The 18991-nt window shown below is 53.9% G+C and carries 18 protein-coding genes; 8 read left to right on the top strand and 10 right to left on the bottom strand.

Annotated elements, in window-relative coordinates; translation table 11 throughout:
* Window positions 1–51: 51 nt before the first annotated feature.
* On the top strand, window positions 52–774 hold the full coding sequence (locus M987_RS01610; protein WP_014071697.1) for an IclR family transcriptional regulator: 723 nt from the start codon (window positions 52–54) through the stop codon (window positions 772–774).
* On the opposite strand, the gene ruvX is transcribed toward M987_RS01610, so the two are convergent.
* The 8 genes from ruvX to metK all read right to left on the bottom strand — a co-directional run bounded on the left by ruvX (window position 768) and on the right by metK (window position 7829).
* Window positions 768–1184: a Holliday junction resolvase RuvX gene (gene ruvX, locus M987_RS01605; protein ID WP_014071696.1), complete on the bottom strand. Its 417-nt coding sequence runs from the start codon at window positions 1182–1184 to the stop codon at window positions 768–770. The two genes, M987_RS01610 and ruvX, sit on opposite strands and share 7 nt — an antisense overlap.
* Window positions 1184–1744, bottom strand: a complete 561-nt coding sequence (locus tag M987_RS01600; protein ID WP_014071695.1) for a YqgE/AlgH family protein — start codon at window positions 1742–1744, stop codon at window positions 1184–1186. The genes ruvX and M987_RS01600 overlap by 1 nt, the downstream gene beginning before the upstream one ends.
* Window positions 1745–1818: 74 nt before the next feature.
* Complete coding sequence (gene gshB, locus M987_RS01595) at window positions 1819–2766, bottom strand: glutathione synthase (RefSeq protein WP_014071694.1); 948 nt, start codon at window positions 2764–2766, stop codon at window positions 1819–1821.
* 19 nt (window positions 2767–2785) lie between these two features.
* Window positions 2786–3517: a 16S rRNA (uracil(1498)-N(3))-methyltransferase gene (gene rsmE / locus M987_RS01590; protein ID WP_014071693.1), complete on the bottom strand. Its 732-nt coding sequence runs from the start codon at window positions 3515–3517 to the stop codon at window positions 2786–2788.
* A 52-nt stretch (window positions 3518–3569) separates the two neighbouring features.
* Entirely contained in the window at window positions 3570–4277 is a 708-nt protein-coding gene (gene endA, locus M987_RS01585) for a deoxyribonuclease I (protein ID WP_014071692.1), read from the bottom strand.
* A gap of 94 nt (window positions 4278–4371) precedes the next feature.
* Entirely contained in the window at window positions 4372–4869 is a 498-nt protein-coding gene (locus tag M987_RS01580) for a SprT family zinc-dependent metalloprotease (protein ID WP_014071691.1), read from the bottom strand.
* 59 nt (window positions 4870–4928) lie between these two features.
* The gene (gene galP, locus M987_RS01575) at window positions 4929–6326 is read right to left on the bottom strand and encodes a galactose/proton symporter (RefSeq protein WP_014071690.1); all 1398 of its coding nucleotides are present in this window, start codon (window positions 6324–6326) and stop codon (window positions 4929–4931) included.
* A 348-nt stretch (window positions 6327–6674) separates the two neighbouring features.
* A complete protein-coding gene (metK, locus tag M987_RS01570) occupies window positions 6675–7829 on the bottom strand; it encodes a methionine adenosyltransferase (RefSeq protein ID WP_014071689.1) in 1155 nt (384 codons plus the stop codon).
* Window positions 7830–8254: 425 nt separating this feature from the next.
* On the opposite strand from metK, the gene M987_RS25245 reads away from it, so the two are divergent.
* The 4 genes from M987_RS25245 (at window position 8255) to speB (ending at window position 11740) form a co-directional block, all read left to right on the top strand.
* Complete coding sequence (locus tag M987_RS25245) at window positions 8255–8398, top strand: hypothetical protein (protein ID WP_418250466.1); 144 nt, start codon at window positions 8255–8257, stop codon at window positions 8396–8398.
* Window positions 8399–8492: 94 nt separating this feature from the next.
* On the top strand, window positions 8493–8624 hold the full coding sequence (yqgB, locus tag M987_RS23590; RefSeq protein WP_014071688.1) for an acid stress response protein YqgB: 132 nt from the start codon (window positions 8493–8495) through the stop codon (window positions 8622–8624).
* An 8-nt stretch (window positions 8625–8632) separates the two neighbouring features.
* Window positions 8633–10609 carry a biosynthetic arginine decarboxylase gene (gene speA / locus M987_RS01565; protein WP_014071687.1) on the top strand — a complete coding sequence of 659 codons (1977 nt, stop codon included), beginning with the start codon at window positions 8633–8635 and terminating at the stop codon, window positions 10607–10609.
* Window positions 10610–10819: 210 nt separating this feature from the next.
* A complete protein-coding gene (speB, locus tag M987_RS01560; RefSeq protein WP_014071686.1) occupies window positions 10820–11740 on the top strand; it encodes an agmatinase in 921 nt (306 codons plus the stop codon).
* A gap of 51 nt (window positions 11741–11791) precedes the next feature.
* Here speB and M987_RS01555 read toward each other — a convergent pair whose 3' ends face one another.
* Both M987_RS01555 and loiP read right to left on the bottom strand, forming a co-directional pair.
* Complete coding sequence (locus tag M987_RS01555; RefSeq protein WP_014071685.1) at window positions 11792–13060, bottom strand: OprD family outer membrane porin; 1269 nt, start codon at window positions 13058–13060, stop codon at window positions 11792–11794.
* A 210-nt stretch (window positions 13061–13270) separates the two neighbouring features.
* Window positions 13271–14029 carry a metalloprotease LoiP gene (gene loiP / locus M987_RS01550; protein WP_014071684.1) on the bottom strand — a complete coding sequence of 253 codons (759 nt, stop codon included), beginning with the start codon at window positions 14027–14029 and terminating at the stop codon, window positions 13271–13273.
* Between the two features lie 272 nt (window positions 14030–14301).
* Here loiP and tkt point away from each other — a divergent pair, with 272 nt between their 5' ends.
* The 3 genes from tkt to pgk all read left to right on the top strand — a co-directional run bounded on the left by tkt (window position 14302) and on the right by pgk (window position 18913).
* Complete coding sequence (gene tkt, locus M987_RS01545; protein WP_014071683.1) at window positions 14302–16293, top strand: transketolase; 1992 nt, start codon at window positions 14302–14304, stop codon at window positions 16291–16293.
* Window positions 16294–16680: 387 nt separating this feature from the next.
* Window positions 16681–17700 carry an erythrose-4-phosphate dehydrogenase gene (epd, locus tag M987_RS01540; protein ID WP_014071682.1) on the top strand — a complete coding sequence of 340 codons (1020 nt, stop codon included), beginning with the start codon at window positions 16681–16683 and terminating at the stop codon, window positions 17698–17700.
* Between the two features lie 49 nt (window positions 17701–17749).
* Window positions 17750–18913: a phosphoglycerate kinase gene (gene pgk / locus M987_RS01535; RefSeq protein WP_014071681.1), complete on the top strand. Its 1164-nt coding sequence runs from the start codon at window positions 17750–17752 to the stop codon at window positions 18911–18913.
* The last annotated feature ends 78 nt before the right edge of the window (window positions 18914–18991 follow it).

The raw sequence follows: 18991 nt of genomic DNA, 5'->3' as shown, positions 1-18991 counted from the left end.
CATCCGTGCGAGCGGTAGAATCGACTCTCTACCTTTTGAGCAAACGAAACCATGTCATCACAACCAAATCAAAGCCTGATTGACGGTATACGCTGTCTGCAATACCTGGTGTCCAGCGATCGTGCGATTGGGTGTCGCGAGCTGGCGCGTCTGATGGGAATTAACACCACTCGCGCTAACCGCCTGCTGATGACAATGGCCTCGATTGGCCTGACGATGCAGGACGAACACCGCCGCTATCTGCCGGGGCCGGGTATTCATGCCCTGGCGGCACAGTCCATTCGTGGATCTGCGCTTTTTTCCCGTGCCCTGCCCATACTGGAGCGTTACGCGCCGCGCGATATTGTCGTCGCGCTCGGCGTGCTGTGGGAGGATCAGATTATCTATATCTGGCACTCGGTGCCTGGGAGCCAAACGACACAGGCGCTGGCCGGTTATCGGATGCTTCCGGCCTGGCAGTCCGTGATTGGCATGGCCTTGCTGGCAGAAGAGAGCGACGAACAGCTGAAATTACGCTTCACCGACGAGCAGTGGCGCAACCTGGCGCCCCACGTTGAGCAGCAGCGTAAAACTGGCCGCGTTATCTGGCATCACGATGATGGGGAAGTGTCGATGGCGATTCCGGTTGGTGCGCATCATGCTGCGCTGGCATTTGCCGGGATGTGGAATGTCGGGGATGATGTGGTGGAAGCACGTCTTCAGGCGCTACAGGAACTCAACGCTAAGCTGCTGGAAATGCCCGATTTTACGGGCAATTCAGAAGAAGCTCAGTAGCCCTGTTCGAAATAGCTTTCGAGGATCACTACGGCAGAGGCTGAGTCCACGCTGCCTTTGTTGAGCGCCCTGAAACCGCCGTGCTCAAACAGGCCTGCGCGGGCTTCGACGGTGCTCAGGCGTTCGTCGTGCAGCTTTACCGATACCCCAAAGCGGCCGTGGATTTTGTTGGCGAACTTACGTGCGCGCGCGGTGAGCGGCTGTTCGGTGCCATCCATATTCAGCGGTAGCCCAACGATAACGTCATCCGGTTGCCACTCTTTGAGCAGGCGTTCGATCAGCGTCCAGTCTGGCGTGCCATCGTTCGCTTTTAACGCCGTCAGCGGGCGCGCCGTGCCGGTAATGCGCTGGCCGACGGCAACGCCAATACTGCGGGTACCAAAATCAAAAGCTAAAAGCGTACCGCTCATTACGCGTGCCCCGCTACGCCCGGCATGGTCAGAATATCAATGCCGATAAGTTTAGCCGCATCACGCCAGCGATCGGCGATAGGGGTCTTAAACAGAATGTTCAGATCCGCAGGCGCAGTCAGCCATGCGTTATCCAGGATCTCCTGTTCAAGCTGGCCTTTTTCCCAGGACGCATAGCCCAGCGCAACCAGCACTTCCGAAGGCTGTTCGGCGGTACCCAGTGTTTCAAGCACGTCGCGCGAAGTGGTGACTACGGTGTTATCCGAGATCCGGATGCTGGAAGAGAAACCCGGCGGCGTATGCAGGATAAAACCGCGATCTTCAGCCAGCGGCCCGCCTAACATCACTGGCTTATCAAGACGGATTTCAGGCAGACGCTCTTCAGTGGTGATTTTTAGTTTTTCCAGAATGCCTTCGATTTGTAGGTTTTCCAGAGGCTTATTAATGATGATACCCATCGCACCGTCTTCATTGTATTCACAGATATAAACGACGGAACGGCGGAAAATGGGATCCTGGAGAGCAGGCATGGCAATAAGAAAGTGATGCTGTAAATTCATTGTCAGAGGTTCTGTTTCCTGGTTTAAAAAGCGACAGCGCCCAGTATGGGGACAAACTCAGGCGCTGTCACAGGTTATTTCTGTAAACGTTTTTCGATAGCGTCCATCAGCATTCCGGTGATCGAGACAGGGAATTCGGCCTCGATTTCACGAATGCAGGTTGGGCTGGTGACGTTCACTTCGGTCAGACGGTCGCCGATGATATCCAGGCCGACGAAGATCAGGCCTTTGGCTTTAAGCGTTGGGCCGACGCGGCGGGCAATTTCCCAGTCGCTTTCGGTCAACGGACGCGGTTCGCCACGGCCACCGGCCGCCAGGTTACCACGGGTTTCGCCACCCTGCGGGATACGGGCCAGGCAGTAAGGAACCGGTTCGCCATCCACCACCAGAACGCGCTTGTCACCATCGACAATGGCAGGCAGATAGTTTTGCGCCATGCAGTAACGGGTACCCAGTTCGGTCAGCGTTTCGGCAATCACACCAATGTTCGGGTCGCTCTCTTTCACGCGGAAAATCGATGCGCCGCCCATACCGTCCAGCGGTTTCATGATGATATCGCCGTGCTTCTGCCAGAAGGCTTTCAGCTGGGCCTTACTGCGGGTCACCAGCGTTTCTGGCGTCAAATCAGAGAACCAGGCGGTGTAGAGCTTCTCGTTACAGTCGCGCAGGCTCTGCGGTTTGTTCACGATCAGCGTGCCTTTCTCTTCTGCACGCTCAAGGATATAGGTGCAGTAGATAAATTCGGTGTCGAACGGCGGATCTTTACGCATCAGGATCACATCGAGATCGGCAAGCTGGATATCCTGCTCGGTGCCGAATTCGTACCATTTATCGTAGTTCTGCTCGACGTTAACAATACGGGTGCGTGCGCGGGCTTCGCCGTTGATCAGGTAGAGATCGTTCATCTCCATGTAGTGGAGTTCATAGCCGCGACGCTGTGCTTCCAGCAGCATAGCGAAGCTGGAATCTTTCTTGATGTTAATGTTTGCGATGGGATCCATCACGATGCCGAGCTTGATCATGTTCCTCTCCAATAATGCTTCAACCCAGATCGCCAAACCGCACTTGCAGCGCGGTAATGGCAGTGAGTGCCGTTGTCTCAGTGCGCAGAACGCGAGGTCCCAACAGAATATCAGTAAACTCGTAACGTGCCGTCATAGCAATTTCGTCAGCGGACAGGCCGCCTTCCGGGCCAATCAACAGGCGAATGCGTTCAACGGGCAGCGGCAGCGTATTAATACTGGCGCTGGCGCGCGGGTGGAGGTTGAGCTTAAGCCCGCTGTCCTGTTCAGCACACCAGTCTTCCAGATCCATCGCCGGGCGGATCTCCGGGATACGGTTACGGCCACTCTGTTCACAGGCGGCAATGGCGATTTTCTGCCACTGCTGGATCTTTTTGTTCAGACGTTCCGCATCCAGTTTAACGCCACAGCGCTCAGAAAAAAGTGGCGTAATGAGGCTTACACCCAGTTCGATCGATTTCTGGATGGTGAATTCCATCTTTTCACCGCGCGACATCACCTGGCCTAAATGAATATGCAGCGGCGATTCACGGTCATCCACTTCGCCACGCAGCACATTGACGTGCACGCTCTTCTTATCAGCACGGGTGATTTCAGCGTCGAAAACCTGATTTGAGCCGTCGAAAAGCTGGATAGCCTGGCCTGCGCCCATGCGCAGCACGCGGCCAACATGGTTAGCGGCTTCGTCGGACAGGGCGATTTCGCGACCTGCGGTAATCAGTTCAGGGTGGTAGATGCGGGGAATGCGCATAGTCAGAAATTCCGTGTGTCATGCAATGTAAGCGAATTGCCGCTAGTGTAGGTTAGCTCTTTTGCGCCTGGCAAGCGCGCTGGACATAAGGGTTATGATTCCCCTGGGCTTTGGCGATGCGTTCGTCGCGCTGACACTCCCAGTCGGTGACCGGATACTGCTTATCCCAGGCATTAAACAGCTGTGTCTGCTGGCGGGAGAGGGTGAGGTCGTAACGGTCGCGCATATAGAAGTAGGTGCGGGCGATACTGCCGCGCGCACGAGCCGGTGGCTCAGCCACTTTCTCTTTAAAATCTACCTTCATGGCGCACTGTCCGTACTGACCCTCGCCGCCATTCCACTGGCCGTACATAAAGTTGCCGCGATCGCCGTTCACTTCGCCCACCGCCGGTTGCAGGTTGTGCATATCGCTTTCCATCTGGCGATAGACCGGGTCTTTGGCGCAATTTTTACGCCCGCCGTCCTGCCAGCACTGGCGCTGATGGCCAAACTGCCATGCCGGGACAACGTGTTCCCATTCGATTCGGCTGGCGCGGTTTTCGTTTTTACGCACTTTATAGCCGCAGGATTCGAGATCAACGACCCCTTTTTTACCCTGCCAGTTAATCTTACAGCCACAGTAGAAATCACCTGGAACGTCGGCATTAACCTTTACACCAGCGGTCTTAGCCTGAGAGAAACTGTTGATACCGTCGGCCAGCGTATAGCCTGAGCATGCCGTCGCCAGAAAAGCGACCGCGAGAGAAATAGTACGGGACATCGTTAACTCCGTGTCAAAACGAGCCCGCAACGTAACGAAAGTTGTTCCTGTATGCAATCAGTCAGATCAGGAAAGTTCCTGATTGTTCAATTGATTATTCTGCAACCAGTGGCTCGCCGCACTTGACGCAGCGATAGGTAGCTTCACCGCGTACCACGCGATTATGACGGCGAACAGTCAGCTGATGCTGCTGGCACTGACAGCGGTAGGGAAAGGTATTGCGGCGAACAGACTCAAGCTCGAACTGATGGGTTCTGCGTGCAGGAACGCCAAGTACGGCTTCCATCATCCATTTCCACTCTTTGCCGTGCGGCGCCACGCGCCCAAAGTGTTTCCAGACCAGCAGGTGCGCCAGCTCGTGCGGAACCACTTCATCGATAAACGCCTGCTGGTTTTCCATCATCAGCACCGGGTTCAGACGAATTTCATAAGACTCCAGCCAGGCCGTTCCGGCAGAGGTTCCGCGTTGCTGATAGACGAGCTTAGGTTCCGGGTAATTGCGACCGAGCTTCTGGTTTGCCAGAGCGAGTTTTTCCCGCAGGCTGCGCATCACGGCCTGCTGAATAGCAATGGGAAGACGGGGAGTTTTCATAGGGGCAGAGCATAGAGCTTGCGAAAGGGAGGTGCAAGAGGCTCCTCCCCGCAGGCAGGTCAGTCGTGTGCGCCAATCTCGCGCAATGGGCGGCCTTTCATCAGGTTACGTTCGATATGTTCCAGCGACACGTGTTTGGTTTCTGGAACCAGCCACACCGTCAGCACAATAAAGAACAGGTTCAGACCAGAGTAAACCCAGAAGGTGTTGGCATTACCCAGGCTATTGAGCATGGTCAGGAAGGTTGCGCCGACAATCATGTTGGCAATCCAGTTGGTTGCGGTAGAGCAGGTGATACCAAAATCACGCCCTTTCAGCGGCTGGATCTCAGAGCACAGGACCCAAATCAGCGGGCCAGCACTCATCGCAAAACCGACGATAAACATCAGCAGCATGGCTACGGCAAAGTACTGTGCAGAAGGTGAGTGAATGCCCACATGCATCATTGTACCGAGGACGCCCATCCCCACCGCCATCACCAGGAAGCCCAGGGTTAGCGTTGGTTTGCGTCCCCAGCGGTCAACCAGACCAATGGCGATAAAGGTAGCCAGCACGTTGGTCAGGCCCACGATCACGGTGCCCCACATCTGCTCGGTAGTATTGGTGTAACCCGCCAGCTCAAAGATTTTTGGCGCGTAGTACATGATGACGTTCATCCCGGTGAACTGCTGCATCACCTGAAGGAGTACGCCCAGGAATACGGCGCGGCGGAAGTTGCTGTTCTCTTTGAACAGCGCCCAACCAGACTGTTTTACCTTCAGGCTTTCGCGGATCTCTTCCAGTTCGTTTTTCGCTTCTGCGCTGGTATCGCGCAGGCGTAACAACACGCGCTCAGCATCCACGAAGCGGCGTTTCGCGGCAAACCAGCGCGGGCTGTCCGGCAGGAAGAACACACCAATCAGCAGCAGGATCGCAGGGATGATAATGACGCCGAGCATCCAGCGCCAGGCGCCGCTGTAGCTGAACGCGGTATCGGAAAGGTAGGCTCCCAGAATACCGATGGTGATCATCAACTGGTACATCGAAATCATGCTGCCACGGATTTTCTCTGGTGCGATTTCTGACAGGTAAAGCGGAGCGGTATAAGAGGCCACACCAACCGCCAGGCCGAGCAGCACGCGGGATACCAGCAGTACTTCTACGTTGGGTGCCGCCGCAGAAAACAGTGAACCGGCCACGAACAGAATAGCGCCGATCATCAGGCTTTTTTTACGACCCAGTTTGAAGGAGAGCCAGCCGCTGCCGACTGCGCCGACGGCCGCACCGAACATCATGGAGCTTACTACCCATTCCTGAGTGTGGGCGGTTATCTGGAATTCATCGGTGATGAAAGGGAGTGCGCCGGCAATCACGCCGATATCCAGGCCAAAGAGTAATCCTGCCAGGGCGGCGAGGAAGCAGACGAAGAAAGTCATCGCCTTGTTGGACGTACGCCCCTGTTTTTTATTGTCAGGCATTATGCCCTCCAGTTGGGTTATCAGTTTTATCGATGTAAAGGGTAGGTTAGTAGAGCGTAAAAATATGTGAGGCAAATCACATTGGTGTAATCGGTTACACTGGTGTGTAGATGTAACTTTAATTAAGACATTGAAAATATAGATATAAATTGAGTGATGTGCATCGAGTTTGTTTGAATTTCAGACTTAACTGAAATGAAATGTAACAGCAGAGGAAAGGCGATCATGCAAAGGGATTATTCTGAAAGGAGGGTATATTTGGTGTGGTGTAAGCGGTTTCAAGTTTAGCCGCCACCCGACATAAAAAAGGCCAGCGCAAAGGCTGGCCTGTTTAACGCTGTGAGTCGATTATTTCAGACCGGCAGCTTCACGCAGCAGAGCGGCTTTGTCGGTTTTTTCCCATGGGAAATGTTCACGACCAAAGTGACCGTACGCAGCGGTTTCTTTGTAGATTGGGTGCAGCAGATCCAGCATCTGAATCAGGCCGTATGGACGCAGGTCGAAGAACTCGCGCACCAGCAGGGTCAGCTGTTCAGAAGGCACTTTTTCAGTACCGAAGGTTTCAACCATGATGGAGGTTGGTTCAGCTACGCCAATTGCGTAGGAAACCTGAATCTCACAACGGTCAGCCAGGCCCGCAGCAACGATGTTTTTCGCAACATAACGTGCAGCGTACGCAGCAGAACGGTCAACTTTAGACGGATCTTTACCAGAGAATGCGCCGCCACCGTGACGCGCCATGCCGCCGTAGGTATCAACGATGATTTTACGACCGGTCAGGCCACAGTCACCCATTGGGCCACCGATAACAAAACGTCCGGTTGGGTTGATGAAGAATTTGGTCGACGCGCTCAACCACTCGGTAGGCAGAACTGGCTTGATGATCTCTTCCATCACGGCTTCTTGCAGAGATTTCTGATCAATATCTTCGGCGTGCTGAGTGGACAGAACCACGGCATCGATACCGACGATTTTGCCGTCGTCATACTGGAAGGTGACCTGGCTTTTCGCATCCGGGCGCAGCCACGGCAGGGTGCCGTTTTTACGCACTTCAGCCTGACGCTGCACCAGACGGTGTGCGTAGGTCACTGGTGCTGGCATCAGCACGTCAGTTTCGTTGGTTGCATAACCGAACATCAGACCCTGGTCGCCCGCGCCCTGTTCCAGCGGGTCGGCACGGTCAACACCCTGGTTGATGTCTGGAGACTGTTTGCCGATTGCGCTCAGTACTGCGCAAGAGTTGGCATCAAAGCCCATATCAGAATGCACATAACCGATTTCACGCACCGTGTTACGGGTGATCTCTTCGATATCAACCCATGCGCTGGTGGTGATCTCACCGCCAACCAGAACCATGCCGGTTTTGACATAGGTTTCACACGCTACGCGCGCTTTTGGATCCTGCTCGAGGATCGCATCCAGCACTGCATCGGAGATTTGGTCAGCAATTTTATCAGGATGTCCTTCTGATACGGACTCGGACGTAAACAGGTGTTTTGCCATGTTTTATTTCACCTAAGAGGAATTTGGTTAGCTCAAGCTGCTGTGTGGAGTAGCCATAGGAGATAATTCTACCAAGGCCTGCAGGATTTTGACACTGGCAGTCTGAGTGTTAATCAGTATGGATGGATTAACATCTGGACGTCTATTTTAGGTCACTTCTTCACCCGATTTCCAGTTTTTTTTGACTAAGCTCTCACTGCGTTGAAATCGAAGCTGGAAATATTTCCTGACGGCGCTGGCAACACGCGCATTAATCTTTTGCAATTTGACCGTCTTCTCGGTATAAAACGCGGCGCGCGGCTCATACAAAAAAAGCGCTCGATGAACTCATCGTGTCGCCACTTCCAGCCGGGTTAAGCAGTGAACTTTTAGCTTTGGCTTGTGGTCCGTTTCAACAGGAGCGGCCGTGGAGGTGATACGAGATAATGAACCATCGTTTTCCGCTAATTCAGCGCAGCCGTTCTGGCGCGCATTTGATTCCCGCAACCCGCATTTCTAGTCTGCAAACCTGCCGATGTTATACCCATCTCGGCGCTTCTCAGGATTCCAGGGCCGGTCACGCTTTGTGAAAACTGAACAAGGGCGCTCTTGTTAATACAAGAGTTTTCTCGTGGTTTCGCCGAACCTTGTCATACAGAGTTCGGATACGTGTTTTACAATGATATGAATAAGAAACCGGTCGCACGGTCAGGATTTCAGCATACTATGCTGGAAAACGGAGCCGTTTATGGGTTGTTATCGCCGTTTAACGCTGCGATAGTAGTCAACTGTTTTACACTTAATACAAAGAGTTGAGGTTCGCTATGTCTGACGACATGTCTTCGGTTTCGCCTTCGTCAGCAGGCGAACAGGGTGTACTACGTTCTATGCAGGAGGTTGCGATGAGCTCCCAGGAAGCCAGCAAGATGCTGCGCACTTACAATATTGCCTGGTGGGGCAATAACTATTATGACGTCAACGAACTGGGCCACATCAGCGTTTGCCCGGATCCCGACGTCCCTGAAGCGCGCGTGGATCTCGCCAAACTGGTGAAAGCCCGTGAAGCGCAGGGCCAGCGTTTGCCTGCACTGTTCTGCTTCCCGCAGATCCTGCAACATCGCCTGCGTTCTATTAATGCCGCCTTCAAACGCGCGCGTGAATCGTACGGCTATAAAGGCGACTACTTCCTGGTTTACCCGATCAAGGTAAACCAGCATCGCCGCGTCATTGAATCCCTGATCCACTCTGGCGAACCGCTGGGGCTGGAAGCGGGTTCAAAAGCGGAACTGATGGCTGTTCTGGCACACGCGGGGATGACCCGTTCGGTGATTGTCTGTAACGGCTATAAAGACCGTGAATACATTCGTCTGGCACTGATTGGCGAGAAGATGGGCCACAAGGTCTATCTGGTAATCGAGAAGATGTCCGAAATTGCTATCGTGCTGGAAGAAGCCGAGCGTCTGAACGTGATCCCACGCCTTGGCGTGCGAGCGCGTCTGGCCTCTCAGGGTTCCGGTAAATGGCAGTCTTCCGGCGGCGAAAAATCCAAATTCGGCCTGGCGGCAAACCAGGTTCTGCAACTGGTGGAGATCCTGCGTGAGCGCGGTCGTCTGGACAGCATTCAGTTGCTGCACTTCCACCTCGGTTCGCAGATGGCTAATATTCGCGACATCGCCACGGGTGTGCGTGAATCAGCGCGTTTCTACGTTGAGCTGCATAAGCTTGGCGTAAATATTCAGTGCTTCGACGTGGGCGGCGGCCTGGGTGTGGACTATGAAGGTACACGCTCGCAGTCTGACTGCTCTGTGAACTACGGCCTGAACGAATACGCGAACAACATCATCTGGGCAATTGGCGATGCGTGTGAAGAACACGGCTTGCCGCACCCGACGGTGATCACCGAATCGGGCCGCGCGGTGACTGCGCACCATACGGTGTTGGTGTCTAACATTATCGGCGTTGAGCGCAGCGAAACCACCGAAGCGACCCCTCCGTCAGATGATGCCCCGCGTTCCCTGCAAAGCATGTGGGAAACCTGGCAGGAGATGCACGAGCCGGGCACGCGTCGCTCACTGCGCGAATGGCTGCACGACAGCCAGATGGATCTGCATGACATCCACGTGGGTTATTCTTCAGGCACCTTTAGCTTGCAGGAGCGCGCGTGGGCAGAGCAGCTCTATCTGAACATGTGCCATGAAGTGCAGAAACAGCTCGACCCGAGCAACCGCGCGCACCGTCCGATTATAGACGAGTTGCAGGAACGTATGGCGGATAAGATTTACGTCAACTTCTCACTGTTCCAGTCGATGCCGGATGCATGGGGTATTGATCAGCTGTTCCCGGTACTGCCGCTGGAAGGGCTGAACCACGCTCCGGAACGCCGTGCTGTGCTGCTGGATATTACCTGTGACTCAGACGGTGCTATCGATCATTACGTTGATGGCGACGGTATCGCGACCACGATGCCAATGCCGGAATACGACCCGGAGAATCCGCCAATGCTGGGCTTCTTTATGGTCGGTGCGTATCAGGAAATCCTCGGGAACATGCACAACCTGTTCGGTGATACCGAAGCGGTTGACGTGTTTGTCTTCCCTGACGGCAGCGTGGAAGTCGAACTGTCCGACGAAGGGGATACCGTGGCGGACATGCTGGAATACGTTCAGCTGGATCCGAAAACCCTGCTGACCCAGTTCCGCGATCAGGTGAAAAACACCGGTCTGGACGATGCATTGCAGCAGCAGTTCCTGGAAGAGTTTGAAGCGGGTCTGTACGGGTATACCTATCTGGAAGACGAGTAAGAAAACCTCCCTCTCCCCGTGGGAGAGGGTTGGGGTGAGGGCATCAGACCGCACTATGCCCTATACTCTCTTGAACCCGTATGAATTAACGGCGATAATTCGCCCCAATATGCTATTTACGAATCAATCCCTTCCTCGTCGGGTTTAACGACGCGGAGGGGATTTTTTTTCATCTGTTTTTAATGAATCGACTTTAAAAGAGGTCAGGACATGAGCACTTTAGGTCATCAGTACGATAACTCTCTGGTATCTAACGCGTTTGGTTTTTTACGCCTTCCGATGAACTTCCAGCCATACGATAGCGATGCTGACTGGGTTATCACCGGCGTGCCGTTTGATATGGCCACCTCTGGCCGTGCTGGTGGTCGTCATGGCCCGGCAGCCATTCGTCAGGTATCGACTAATCTGGCCTGGGAGCACAACCGCTTCCCGTGGAACTTCGACATGCGCGAGCGCCTGAACGTGGTCGACTGCGGTGACCTGGTGTACGCCTTTGGCGACGCGCGTGAGATGAGCGAAAAACTCCAGGCGCACGCCGAGAAGCTGCTGGCTGCCGGTAAGCGTATGCTCTCCTTCGGTGGTGACCATTTCGTGACGCTGCCGCTGCTGCGTGCCCATGCGAAACACTTCGGGAAAATGGCGCTGGTGCACTTTGATGCGCATACCGACACCTACGCGAACGGCTGTGAATTTGATCACGGCACCATGTTCTTCACCGCGCCGAACGAAGGCCTGATCGATCCGAACCACTCTGTGCAGATCGGTATTCGTACTGAGTTCGATAAAGACAACGGCTTCACCGTACTGGATGCAGGCCAGGTGAACGATCGTGGCGTGGACGACATCATTGCGCAGGTTAAGCAGATTGTGGGCGATATGCCGGTTTACCTGACCTTCGACATCGACTGCCTGGATCCGGCATTTGCTCCGGGTACCGGTACGCCGGTGATCGGCGGCCTGACGTCTGACCGTGCCATCAAACTGGTGCGTGGCCTGAAAGATTTAAACATCGTGGGTATGGACGTGGTGGAAGTAGCGCCTGCGTACGATCAATCAGAAATCACGGCACTGGCTGCGGCGACGCTGGCACTGGAAATGCTCTACATCCAGGCTGCGAAAAAAGGCGAGTAAGCTTAGCGGTTAAGTAAAAGCCCTCACCAGCAGGTGAGGGCTTTTTTTCGCTTAAAACACGTTAAACGGGTATTCCACATAGACGCGGATTTCGTCCCCGCCCACGTTGTAATCGCTGGCGTTACTGGAAACGCGCAGTACGGAGTAGCGCAGTTTCAGTTTCAGATCTTTCGCCGGGCCATCCTGCACCTGGTACTGAACCTGGTTAAACCACTCATGCTCTTTACCGTTGCTGGTTTCTGACGTTTTGATGTTGTCGCCGCGCACGTAAGCGGTGGTCCAGCTCAGGCCCGGTAAGCCGAGTCCTGCAAAGTCCAGCCCGTAAGATGCCTGCCATGAGCGTTCGTCTTCACCGTTAAAATCAGACCAGTAAGAGTTCGCAAGCCAGATGGTATTACCACCGTCACCCACGCCGCCCTGATCGCGATAGCTGCCATAGTGGTAACCGGTGCTGCCGCTGCTTTGCTGATACGCCACCTTAAAGGTATGAATATCCCAGATATAGCTCGCCGCCATGCTCCAGATGGTGTTACTGCGACCCGTATCGAGGCTGTCAGCGTAACCCTGATCCAGACGCGAGTTATAGCCGTTAAAGTCGAGAACCAGCTGTTGCCCGGTACTGAACGGTTGTTTAAAGTTCATGCCCAAATACTGCTTGTTCATCACCTCTTCAACGTGAGAAGCGTAAAGTGCGCCGCTGAACTGGTCGTTGAACTGATAGCTGGCACCGCCGAAGGAGAGGCTCTTCAGGCCGCTGTCGTGGCGGTCGTCGCTTTTGCGTTGTTCGTCAGTGAAGTAACCCGCATTGACTTCCAGCCCGTCTATCTCTTTAGAAGTCAGCATCGTCCCGGTATAGCTTTCAAACAGCAGGCGGGAGCTGTCGGCATTTACAATTGGAAGCTCAGGACGCTGGTTACCGTAGCTCAGAACGGTATTGGAGATGCGCATTTTGGCGGTCGCGCCAAATTTCGCCAGATCGGATTTCGCACGACCATCGTCTTCCTGTTTGAAGAAGTCGATACCGCCGGCACCGCTCTTGCCGCGGCCGCCGTCAAGGCGTACGCCGTACTGGGCAATGCCGTCGACGCCAAAACCGACCAGCCCTTCGGTGTAACCAGATGCAAATGTGGCGACGATGCCCTGACCCCATTCGGCTTTATCCTGCTGGCCCTGATGATAGTCACGGCTGATATACGCATTGCGTAAAAACAGATCCAGATGGCTGTCGTCAATAAAACCCTGGCTGTCGGATTGCTGGCTTGCAAAAGCAGGTAATGCGGCAAATAAACTTAAAGCAACTAACGATAATTGTTTTTTCACGGAGGGAACGTCTCTGTCTTGATATATTAATTTGAAAGACTGCGAAGGGATAATTACCGGAATATTTACCGATTGCAATAATTATGTGAGTAAAGGTTTCAGTGTCTGGATGCTGATGTAGCGCGGCTTGCGGGGGGTGTTATCGATATGTGCGGTTAAATTGACAATACGTGCGAAATAAAAAGGAGGCAATATTGCCTCCTTCAAAAATTATTTAATTCCGTCTGCTGCCATACGATCGCGAATATGTTGCGCGCGTTCTTCTGATGCTGGGTGATCGTCAAACATTGAACTTTGGCGTCCTGCTTCCTGTTTTGCCAGTTTTTCGAAGCTGGTGGCTAATCCTGACGGATTAATACCGCGTTTGCGCAACAAATCGTAGGAGTAGTCATCCGCCTCGGATTCCTGACGCTGGGAGAACTGAGAGTTGACCAGTTTTTCACCCATATCGCCAAGCTGAGACTGGGACAGACTGCCGACAATCCCGCCCGCGGAGGCCGCTGCGGCGCGAACGGCGTTGGTACCCAGCGCGACCTGCATTCCTTTTTTCACGTGGCCGAGCGCAACGTGACCCATTTCATGGCCGATGACCGCTTCAACTTCGTTGTCATTCATCATGTCCATCAGCCCGCTGTAGACGCGAATACAGCCGTTTGCCATGGCAAATGCGTTAACGTCTTTCGCCATGTAGACCTTGTAGTTCACCGGCTGGCCGTTGATATTGTCGCCCAGAGCGGAGGCTATCTTATTCAGACGCTGCGCGTATGTGCTGCTGGCAGGGGCGATAGTGGCTTTTCCGTCCATATCTTTACAGGCCTGGTCGCTCAGCGCTTTTACCTGTGCATCGCTCAGGGAATACGCCTGAAATGCTTCAGCGCCAGAGGTCATCAGGCCATTAGAATCCATATTCTGACAGCCGCTCAGAAGGAGCGTTGTACCCAGGGCCAGCACAATTGCACGCATTTTCATGATGTTGCTTCCGTACTCGTTAGTCTGAATTTAATCCGAAAAGTGCACCGACCAAAAAGCCAGTGTCGGGCTAAGTATAAGGAAGATATACGGTAGCGGGCGAGTGGATTGCGCAACATGCGAGCATGATCCAGAGATTTCTTAAGCGGCAAAAGAATGCTCCATGTACATGCCTTGTCGCTTGGGTTACATTGTTGGCACTTTTTTCCGGCGTAGCCCAAAACGCGCTGTCGTCAAGGGCATGGCCTTTAACAGTCCGATCTGGAGTTAAAATGTCCTCACGTAAAGAGCTTGCTAATGCTATTCGTGCGCTGAGCATGGACGCAGTACAGAAAGCCAAATCCGGCCACCCGGGCGCCCCTATGGGTATGGCTGATATCGCCGAAGTCCTGTGGCGAGATTTCCTGAACCACAACCCGCAGAACCCGGCCTGGGCTGACCGCGACCGTTTCGTACTGTCTAACGGCCACGGCTCAATGCTGATCTACAGCCTGCTGCACCTCACTGGCTATGACCTGCCAATCGAAGAGCTGAAAAATTTCCGTCAGCTGCACTCCAAAACCCCGGGTCACCCGGAAGTGGGCTACACCGCTGGCGTAGAAACCACCACCGGCCCGCTGGGTCAGGGTATTGCTAACGCCGTAGGTATGGCGATTGCCGAGAAGACTCTGGCAGCACAGTTCAACCGTCCTGGCCACGACATCGTGGACCACTTCACCTATGCGTTCATGGGCGACGGCTGCATGATGGAAGGCATTTCTCACGAAGTGTGCTCCCTGGCAGGTACCCTGAAACTGGGCAAACTGGTTGCGTTCTATGACGACAACGGTATCTCCATCGATGGTCATGTGGAAGGCTGGTTCACTGATGATACCGCAGCACGTTTCGAAGCCTACGGCTGGCACGTGGTGCGTGGCGTTGACGGTCACGATGCTGACTCGATTAAACGCGCAGTAGAAGAAGCTCGTGCTGTGACTGACAAACCGTCCCTGCTGATGTGCAAAACCATCATCGGCTTCGGTTCTCCGAACAAAGCGGGTACCCACGACTCCCACGGTGCGCCACTGGGTGACGCGGAAATCGCACTGACTCGTGAAGCACTGGGCTGGAACCACCCGGCATTCGAAATCCCGTCTGACATCTATGCGCAGTGGGATGCAAAAGAAGCCGGTCAGGTGAAAGAAGCGGCCTGGAACGAGAAGTTCGCGGCGTACGCGAAAGCCTTCCCGCAGGAAGCAGCTGAATTCACCCGTCGTATGAAAGGTGACATGCCTTCTGATTTCGACGCGAAAGCGAACGAGTTCATCGCGAAACTCCAGGCTAACCCGTCCAAAATCGCCAGCCGTAAAGCGTCCCAGAATGCGATCGAAGCATTCGGCCCTCTGCTGCCGGAATTCCTGGGCGGCTCCGCTGACCTGGCACCATCGAACCTGACTATCTGGTCTGGTTCTAAAGCGATCAACGAAGATACTGCCGGTAACTACATCCATTACGGTGTACGTGAATTCGGTATGACCGCGATTGCGAATGGTATCTCCCTGCACGGTGGTTTCCTGCCGTACACCTCTACCTTCCTGATGTTCGTTGAATATGCACGTAACGCCGTGCGTATGGCTGCGCTGATGAAACAGCGTCAGGTGATGGTCTACACCCACGACTCCATCGGTCTGGGCGAAGATGGCCCGACTCACCAGCCGGTAGAGCAGGTGGCTTCCCTGCGTGTGACCCCGAACATGTCTACATGGCGCCCATGTGACCAGGTTGAATCCGCAGTAGCGTGGAAATACGGTGTTGAGCGTCAGGACGGCCCGACCGCACTGATTCTCTCCCGTCAGAACCTGGCACAGCAGGATCGTACTGAAGAGCAGCTGGCGAATATCGCCCGCGGTGGTTACGTGCTGAAAGACTGCGCTGGCCAGCCAGAGCTTATCTTCATCGCGACTGGTTCAGAAGTTGAGCTGGCTGTAGCGGCCTGGGACAAACTGTCTGCCGAAGGCGTTAAAGCGCGCGTGGTTTCCATGCCGTCTACCGACGCGTTCGACAAGCAGGATGCGGCCTATCGTGAATCCGTACTGCCTAAAGCGGTTTCCGCTCGCGTGGCAGTGGAAGCAGGTATCGCTGACTACTGGTTCAAATACGTTGGCCTGAATGGCGCTATCGTCGGTATGACCACCTTCGGTGAGTCTGCACCGGCAGAGCTGCTGTTCGAAGAGTTCGGCTTCACTGTAGAGAACGTTGTCGCGAAAGCGAAAGAACTGCTGTAATTGCTGGTTGGGTGCGGGCTTGTGCCCTCACCCCGACCCTCTCCCACGGGAGAGGGTGCAAACGCTAAAAACGGTAACCCTGGGGTTACCGTTTTGCTTTCACCACGCCACCCGGCTTTTTTGTATGCACTATTCCTCTGGCATGTAACATCACTGTAAATTATTCCATCGAAAGTGTGACGCAAGTCATATAGCTCGCTTATACATCTGGACAGACATTCCTTTTATTCCCCGATTCGCTTATTCTAGCTGAAGCGTTTCAGTCGATTAAATGTTCGACAATTGACCAATCAATCGCAGTTTGTGACAGGCAAGGATTCCCCTTCGGGCGTAGCTGGATTACTCTTTCAGCCACCTCAAACCCAGGGATAGCTTTGCAGGAGATCTATGACCGTACGCGTAGCGATTAATGGCTTCGGTCGCATCGGGCGTAACGTGGTTCGTGCTTTATATGAATCCGGGCGTCGTGCGGAAATGACCGTGGTGGCAATCAATGAACTGGCGGATGCCACGGGCATGGCGCATTTATTGAAATACGACACCAGTCATGGCCGCTTTGCCTGGGATGTTCGCCAGGAAAGAGATCAGCTTTTTGTTGGTGACGATGCGATTCGCGTACTGCATGAGAGCAGCATCGAAGAGTTGCCGTGGCGCGAGCTGGGTGTGGATGTAGTGCTGGACTGCACCGGCGTGTACGGCAACCGTGAACACGGCGAAGCGTATCTGGCAGCAGGCGCGAAAAAAGTCCTGTTTTCTCATCCCGGCAGTAACGACCTCGACGCGACAGTCGTGTTTGGCGTCAACCAGCATGAGCTGCAAGCTGAACACCGTATTGTTTCCAACGCCTCCTGTACCACCAACTGCATTATTCCGGTCATCAAACTGTTAGACGATGCGTATGGCATTGAATCCGGCACCGTGACCACGATTCACTCCGCCATGCACGATCAGCAGGTTATCGACGCCTATCACCCGGACTTACGACGCACTCGCGCGGCGAGCCAGTCGATCATTCCGGTGGATACGAAGCTTGCAGCAGGGATTACCCGTATTTTCCCGCAGTTTAACGACCGTTTTGAAGCCATTGCCGTGCGTGTCCCGACGATTAACGTCACCGCAATTGACCTCAGTGTAACGGTGAAAAAACCGGTAAAAGCCTGTGAAGTCAACCTGTTGCTGCAAAAAGCGGCACAGGGTGCATTTCATGGTATAGTTGACTATACGGAATTACCGTTGGTCTCAGTAGATTTTAACCACGACCCGCACAGCGCCATTGTTGATGGCACTCAAACGCGAGTCAGTGGCGCACACCTTATCAAGACGCTGGTCTGGTGTGATAACGAATGGGGCTTTGCTAACCGAATGCTCGACACCACGTTAGCAATGGCCGCTCAAGGTTTCAGGTAAGACGCATTGTGCGTCTGCAAAACTTTAAGAATCAACGAGAGGATTCACCATGTCTGTAATTAAGATGACCGATCTGGATCTGGCTGGTAAACGCGTTTTCATCCGTGCTGATCTGAACGTACCGGTTAAAGATGGTAAAGTGACCAGCGACGCGCGTATCCGTGCATCCCTGCCAACCATCGAACTGGCACTGAAGCAAGGTGCAAAAGTGATGGTAACCTCCCACCTGGGTCGTCCAACTGAAGGCGAGTACAACGAAGAGTTTTCTCTGCTGCCAGTTGTTAATTACCTGAAAGACAAACTATCCAACCCGGTTCGCCTGGTTAAAGATTACCTGGACGGCGTTGAAGTGGCTGCCGGTGAACTGGTTGTTCTGGAAAACGTTCGCTTCAACAAAGGCGAGAAGAAAGACGACGAAGCACTGTCCAAAAAATACGCTGCACTGTGCGACGTATTTGTGATGGATGCATTCGGTACTGCTCACCGTGCTCAGGCTTCTACCCACGGTATCGGTAAATTCGCAGACGTAGCCTGTGCAGGTCCTCTGCTGGCTGACGAACTGGAAGCACTGGGTAAAGCGCTGAAAGAGCCAGCTCGCCCAATGGTGGCTATCGTTGGTGGTTCTAAAGTTTCTACCAAACTGACCGTTCTGGATTCCCTGTCTAAAATCGCTGACCAGCTGATCGTTGGCGGTGGTATCGCGAACACCTTCGTTGCCGCTCAGGGCCACAATGTGGGTAAATCCCTGTATGAAGCAGACCTGGTTGACGAAGCGAAACGCCTGCTGACCACCTGTGATATCCCGGTTCCAACTGACGTTCGTGTTGCAACTGAGTTCTCTGAAACAGCAACCGCTACCCTGAAATCTGTAAACGACATCAAAGATGAAGAGCAGATTCTGGACCTGGGCGATGTTTCTGCACAGAAACTGGCTGAAATCCTGAAAAACGCAAAAACTATCCTGTGGAACGGTCCTGTTGGTGTGTTCGAATTCGCGAACTTCCGTAAAGGTACTGAAATCGTTGCTAACGCAATCGCAGACAGCGAAGCGTTCTCAATCGCAGGCGGCGGTGACACGCTGGCAGCTATCGACCTGTTCGGTATCGCTGACAAAATCTCCTACATCTCCACTGGTGGCGGCGCATTCCTCGAATTCGTGGAAGGCAAAGTACTGCCAGCAGTAGCAATGCTCGAAGAGCGCGCTAAGAAGTAAGCCATTTAAGGGCAGGGAAACCTGCCCAATTTTCAGCGCGCTTTAGGGCACGCACCTCTTTCCAAGGCCGAAGATACA

The sequence above is a fragment of the Enterobacter soli ATCC BAA-2102 genome (assembly GCF_001654845.1).
Taxonomy (GTDB): Bacteria; Pseudomonadota; Gammaproteobacteria; order Enterobacterales; family Enterobacteriaceae; genus Enterobacter; species Enterobacter soli.
The sequence above is the reverse complement of the archived record's forward strand: the minus strand, read 5'-3'. Positions and strand labels throughout refer to the sequence as shown.

Bases quoted from the DNA above. Each gene is read 5' to 3' on its own strand.
- pgk (WP_014071681.1), top strand. From the start codon at position 17,750: ATGTCTGTAATTAAGATGACCGATCTGGATCTGGCTGGTAAACGCGTT.
- speB (WP_014071686.1), top strand. From the start codon at position 10,820: ATGAGCACTTTAGGTCATCAGTACGATAACTCTCTGGTATCTAACGCG.
- tkt (WP_014071683.1), top strand. From the start codon at position 14,302: ATGTCCTCACGTAAAGAGCTTGCTAATGCTATTCGTGCGCTGAGCATG.
- M987_RS25245 (WP_418250466.1), top strand. From the start codon at position 8,255: ATGAACCATCGTTTTCCGCTAATTCAGCGCAGCCGTTCTGGCGCGCAT.
- endA (WP_014071692.1), bottom strand. From the start codon at position 4,277: ATGTCCCGTACTATTTCTCTCGCGGTCGCTTTTCTGGCGACGGCATGC.
- speA (WP_014071687.1), top strand. From the start codon at position 8,633: ATGTCTGACGACATGTCTTCGGTTTCGCCTTCGTCAGCAGGCGAACAG.
- epd (WP_014071682.1), top strand. From the start codon at position 16,681: ATGACCGTACGCGTAGCGATTAATGGCTTCGGTCGCATCGGGCGTAAC.
- M987_RS01610 (WP_014071697.1), top strand. From the start codon at position 52: ATGTCATCACAACCAAATCAAAGCCTGATTGACGGTATACGCTGTCTG.
- loiP (WP_014071684.1), bottom strand. From the start codon at position 14,029: ATGAAAATGCGTGCAATTGTGCTGGCCCTGGGTACAACGCTCCTTCTG.
- ruvX (WP_014071696.1), bottom strand. From the start codon at position 1,184: ATGAGCGGTACGCTTTTAGCTTTTGATTTTGGTACCCGCAGTATTGGC.
- yqgB (WP_014071688.1), top strand. From the start codon at position 8,493: ATGAATAAGAAACCGGTCGCACGGTCAGGATTTCAGCATACTATGCTG.
- metK (WP_014071689.1), bottom strand. From the start codon at position 7,829: ATGGCAAAACACCTGTTTACGTCCGAGTCCGTATCAGAAGGACATCCT.
- galP (WP_014071690.1), bottom strand. From the start codon at position 6,326: ATGCCTGACAATAAAAAACAGGGGCGTACGTCCAACAAGGCGATGACT.
- rsmE (WP_014071693.1), bottom strand. From the start codon at position 3,517: ATGCGCATTCCCCGCATCTACCACCCTGAACTGATTACCGCAGGTCGC.
- M987_RS01600 (WP_014071695.1), bottom strand. From the start codon at position 1,744: ATGAATTTACAGCATCACTTTCTTATTGCCATGCCTGCTCTCCAGGAT.
- gshB (WP_014071694.1), bottom strand. From the start codon at position 2,766: ATGATCAAGCTCGGCATCGTGATGGATCCCATCGCAAACATTAACATC.
- M987_RS01580 (WP_014071691.1), bottom strand. From the start codon at position 4,869: ATGAAAACTCCCCGTCTTCCCATTGCTATTCAGCAGGCCGTGATGCGC.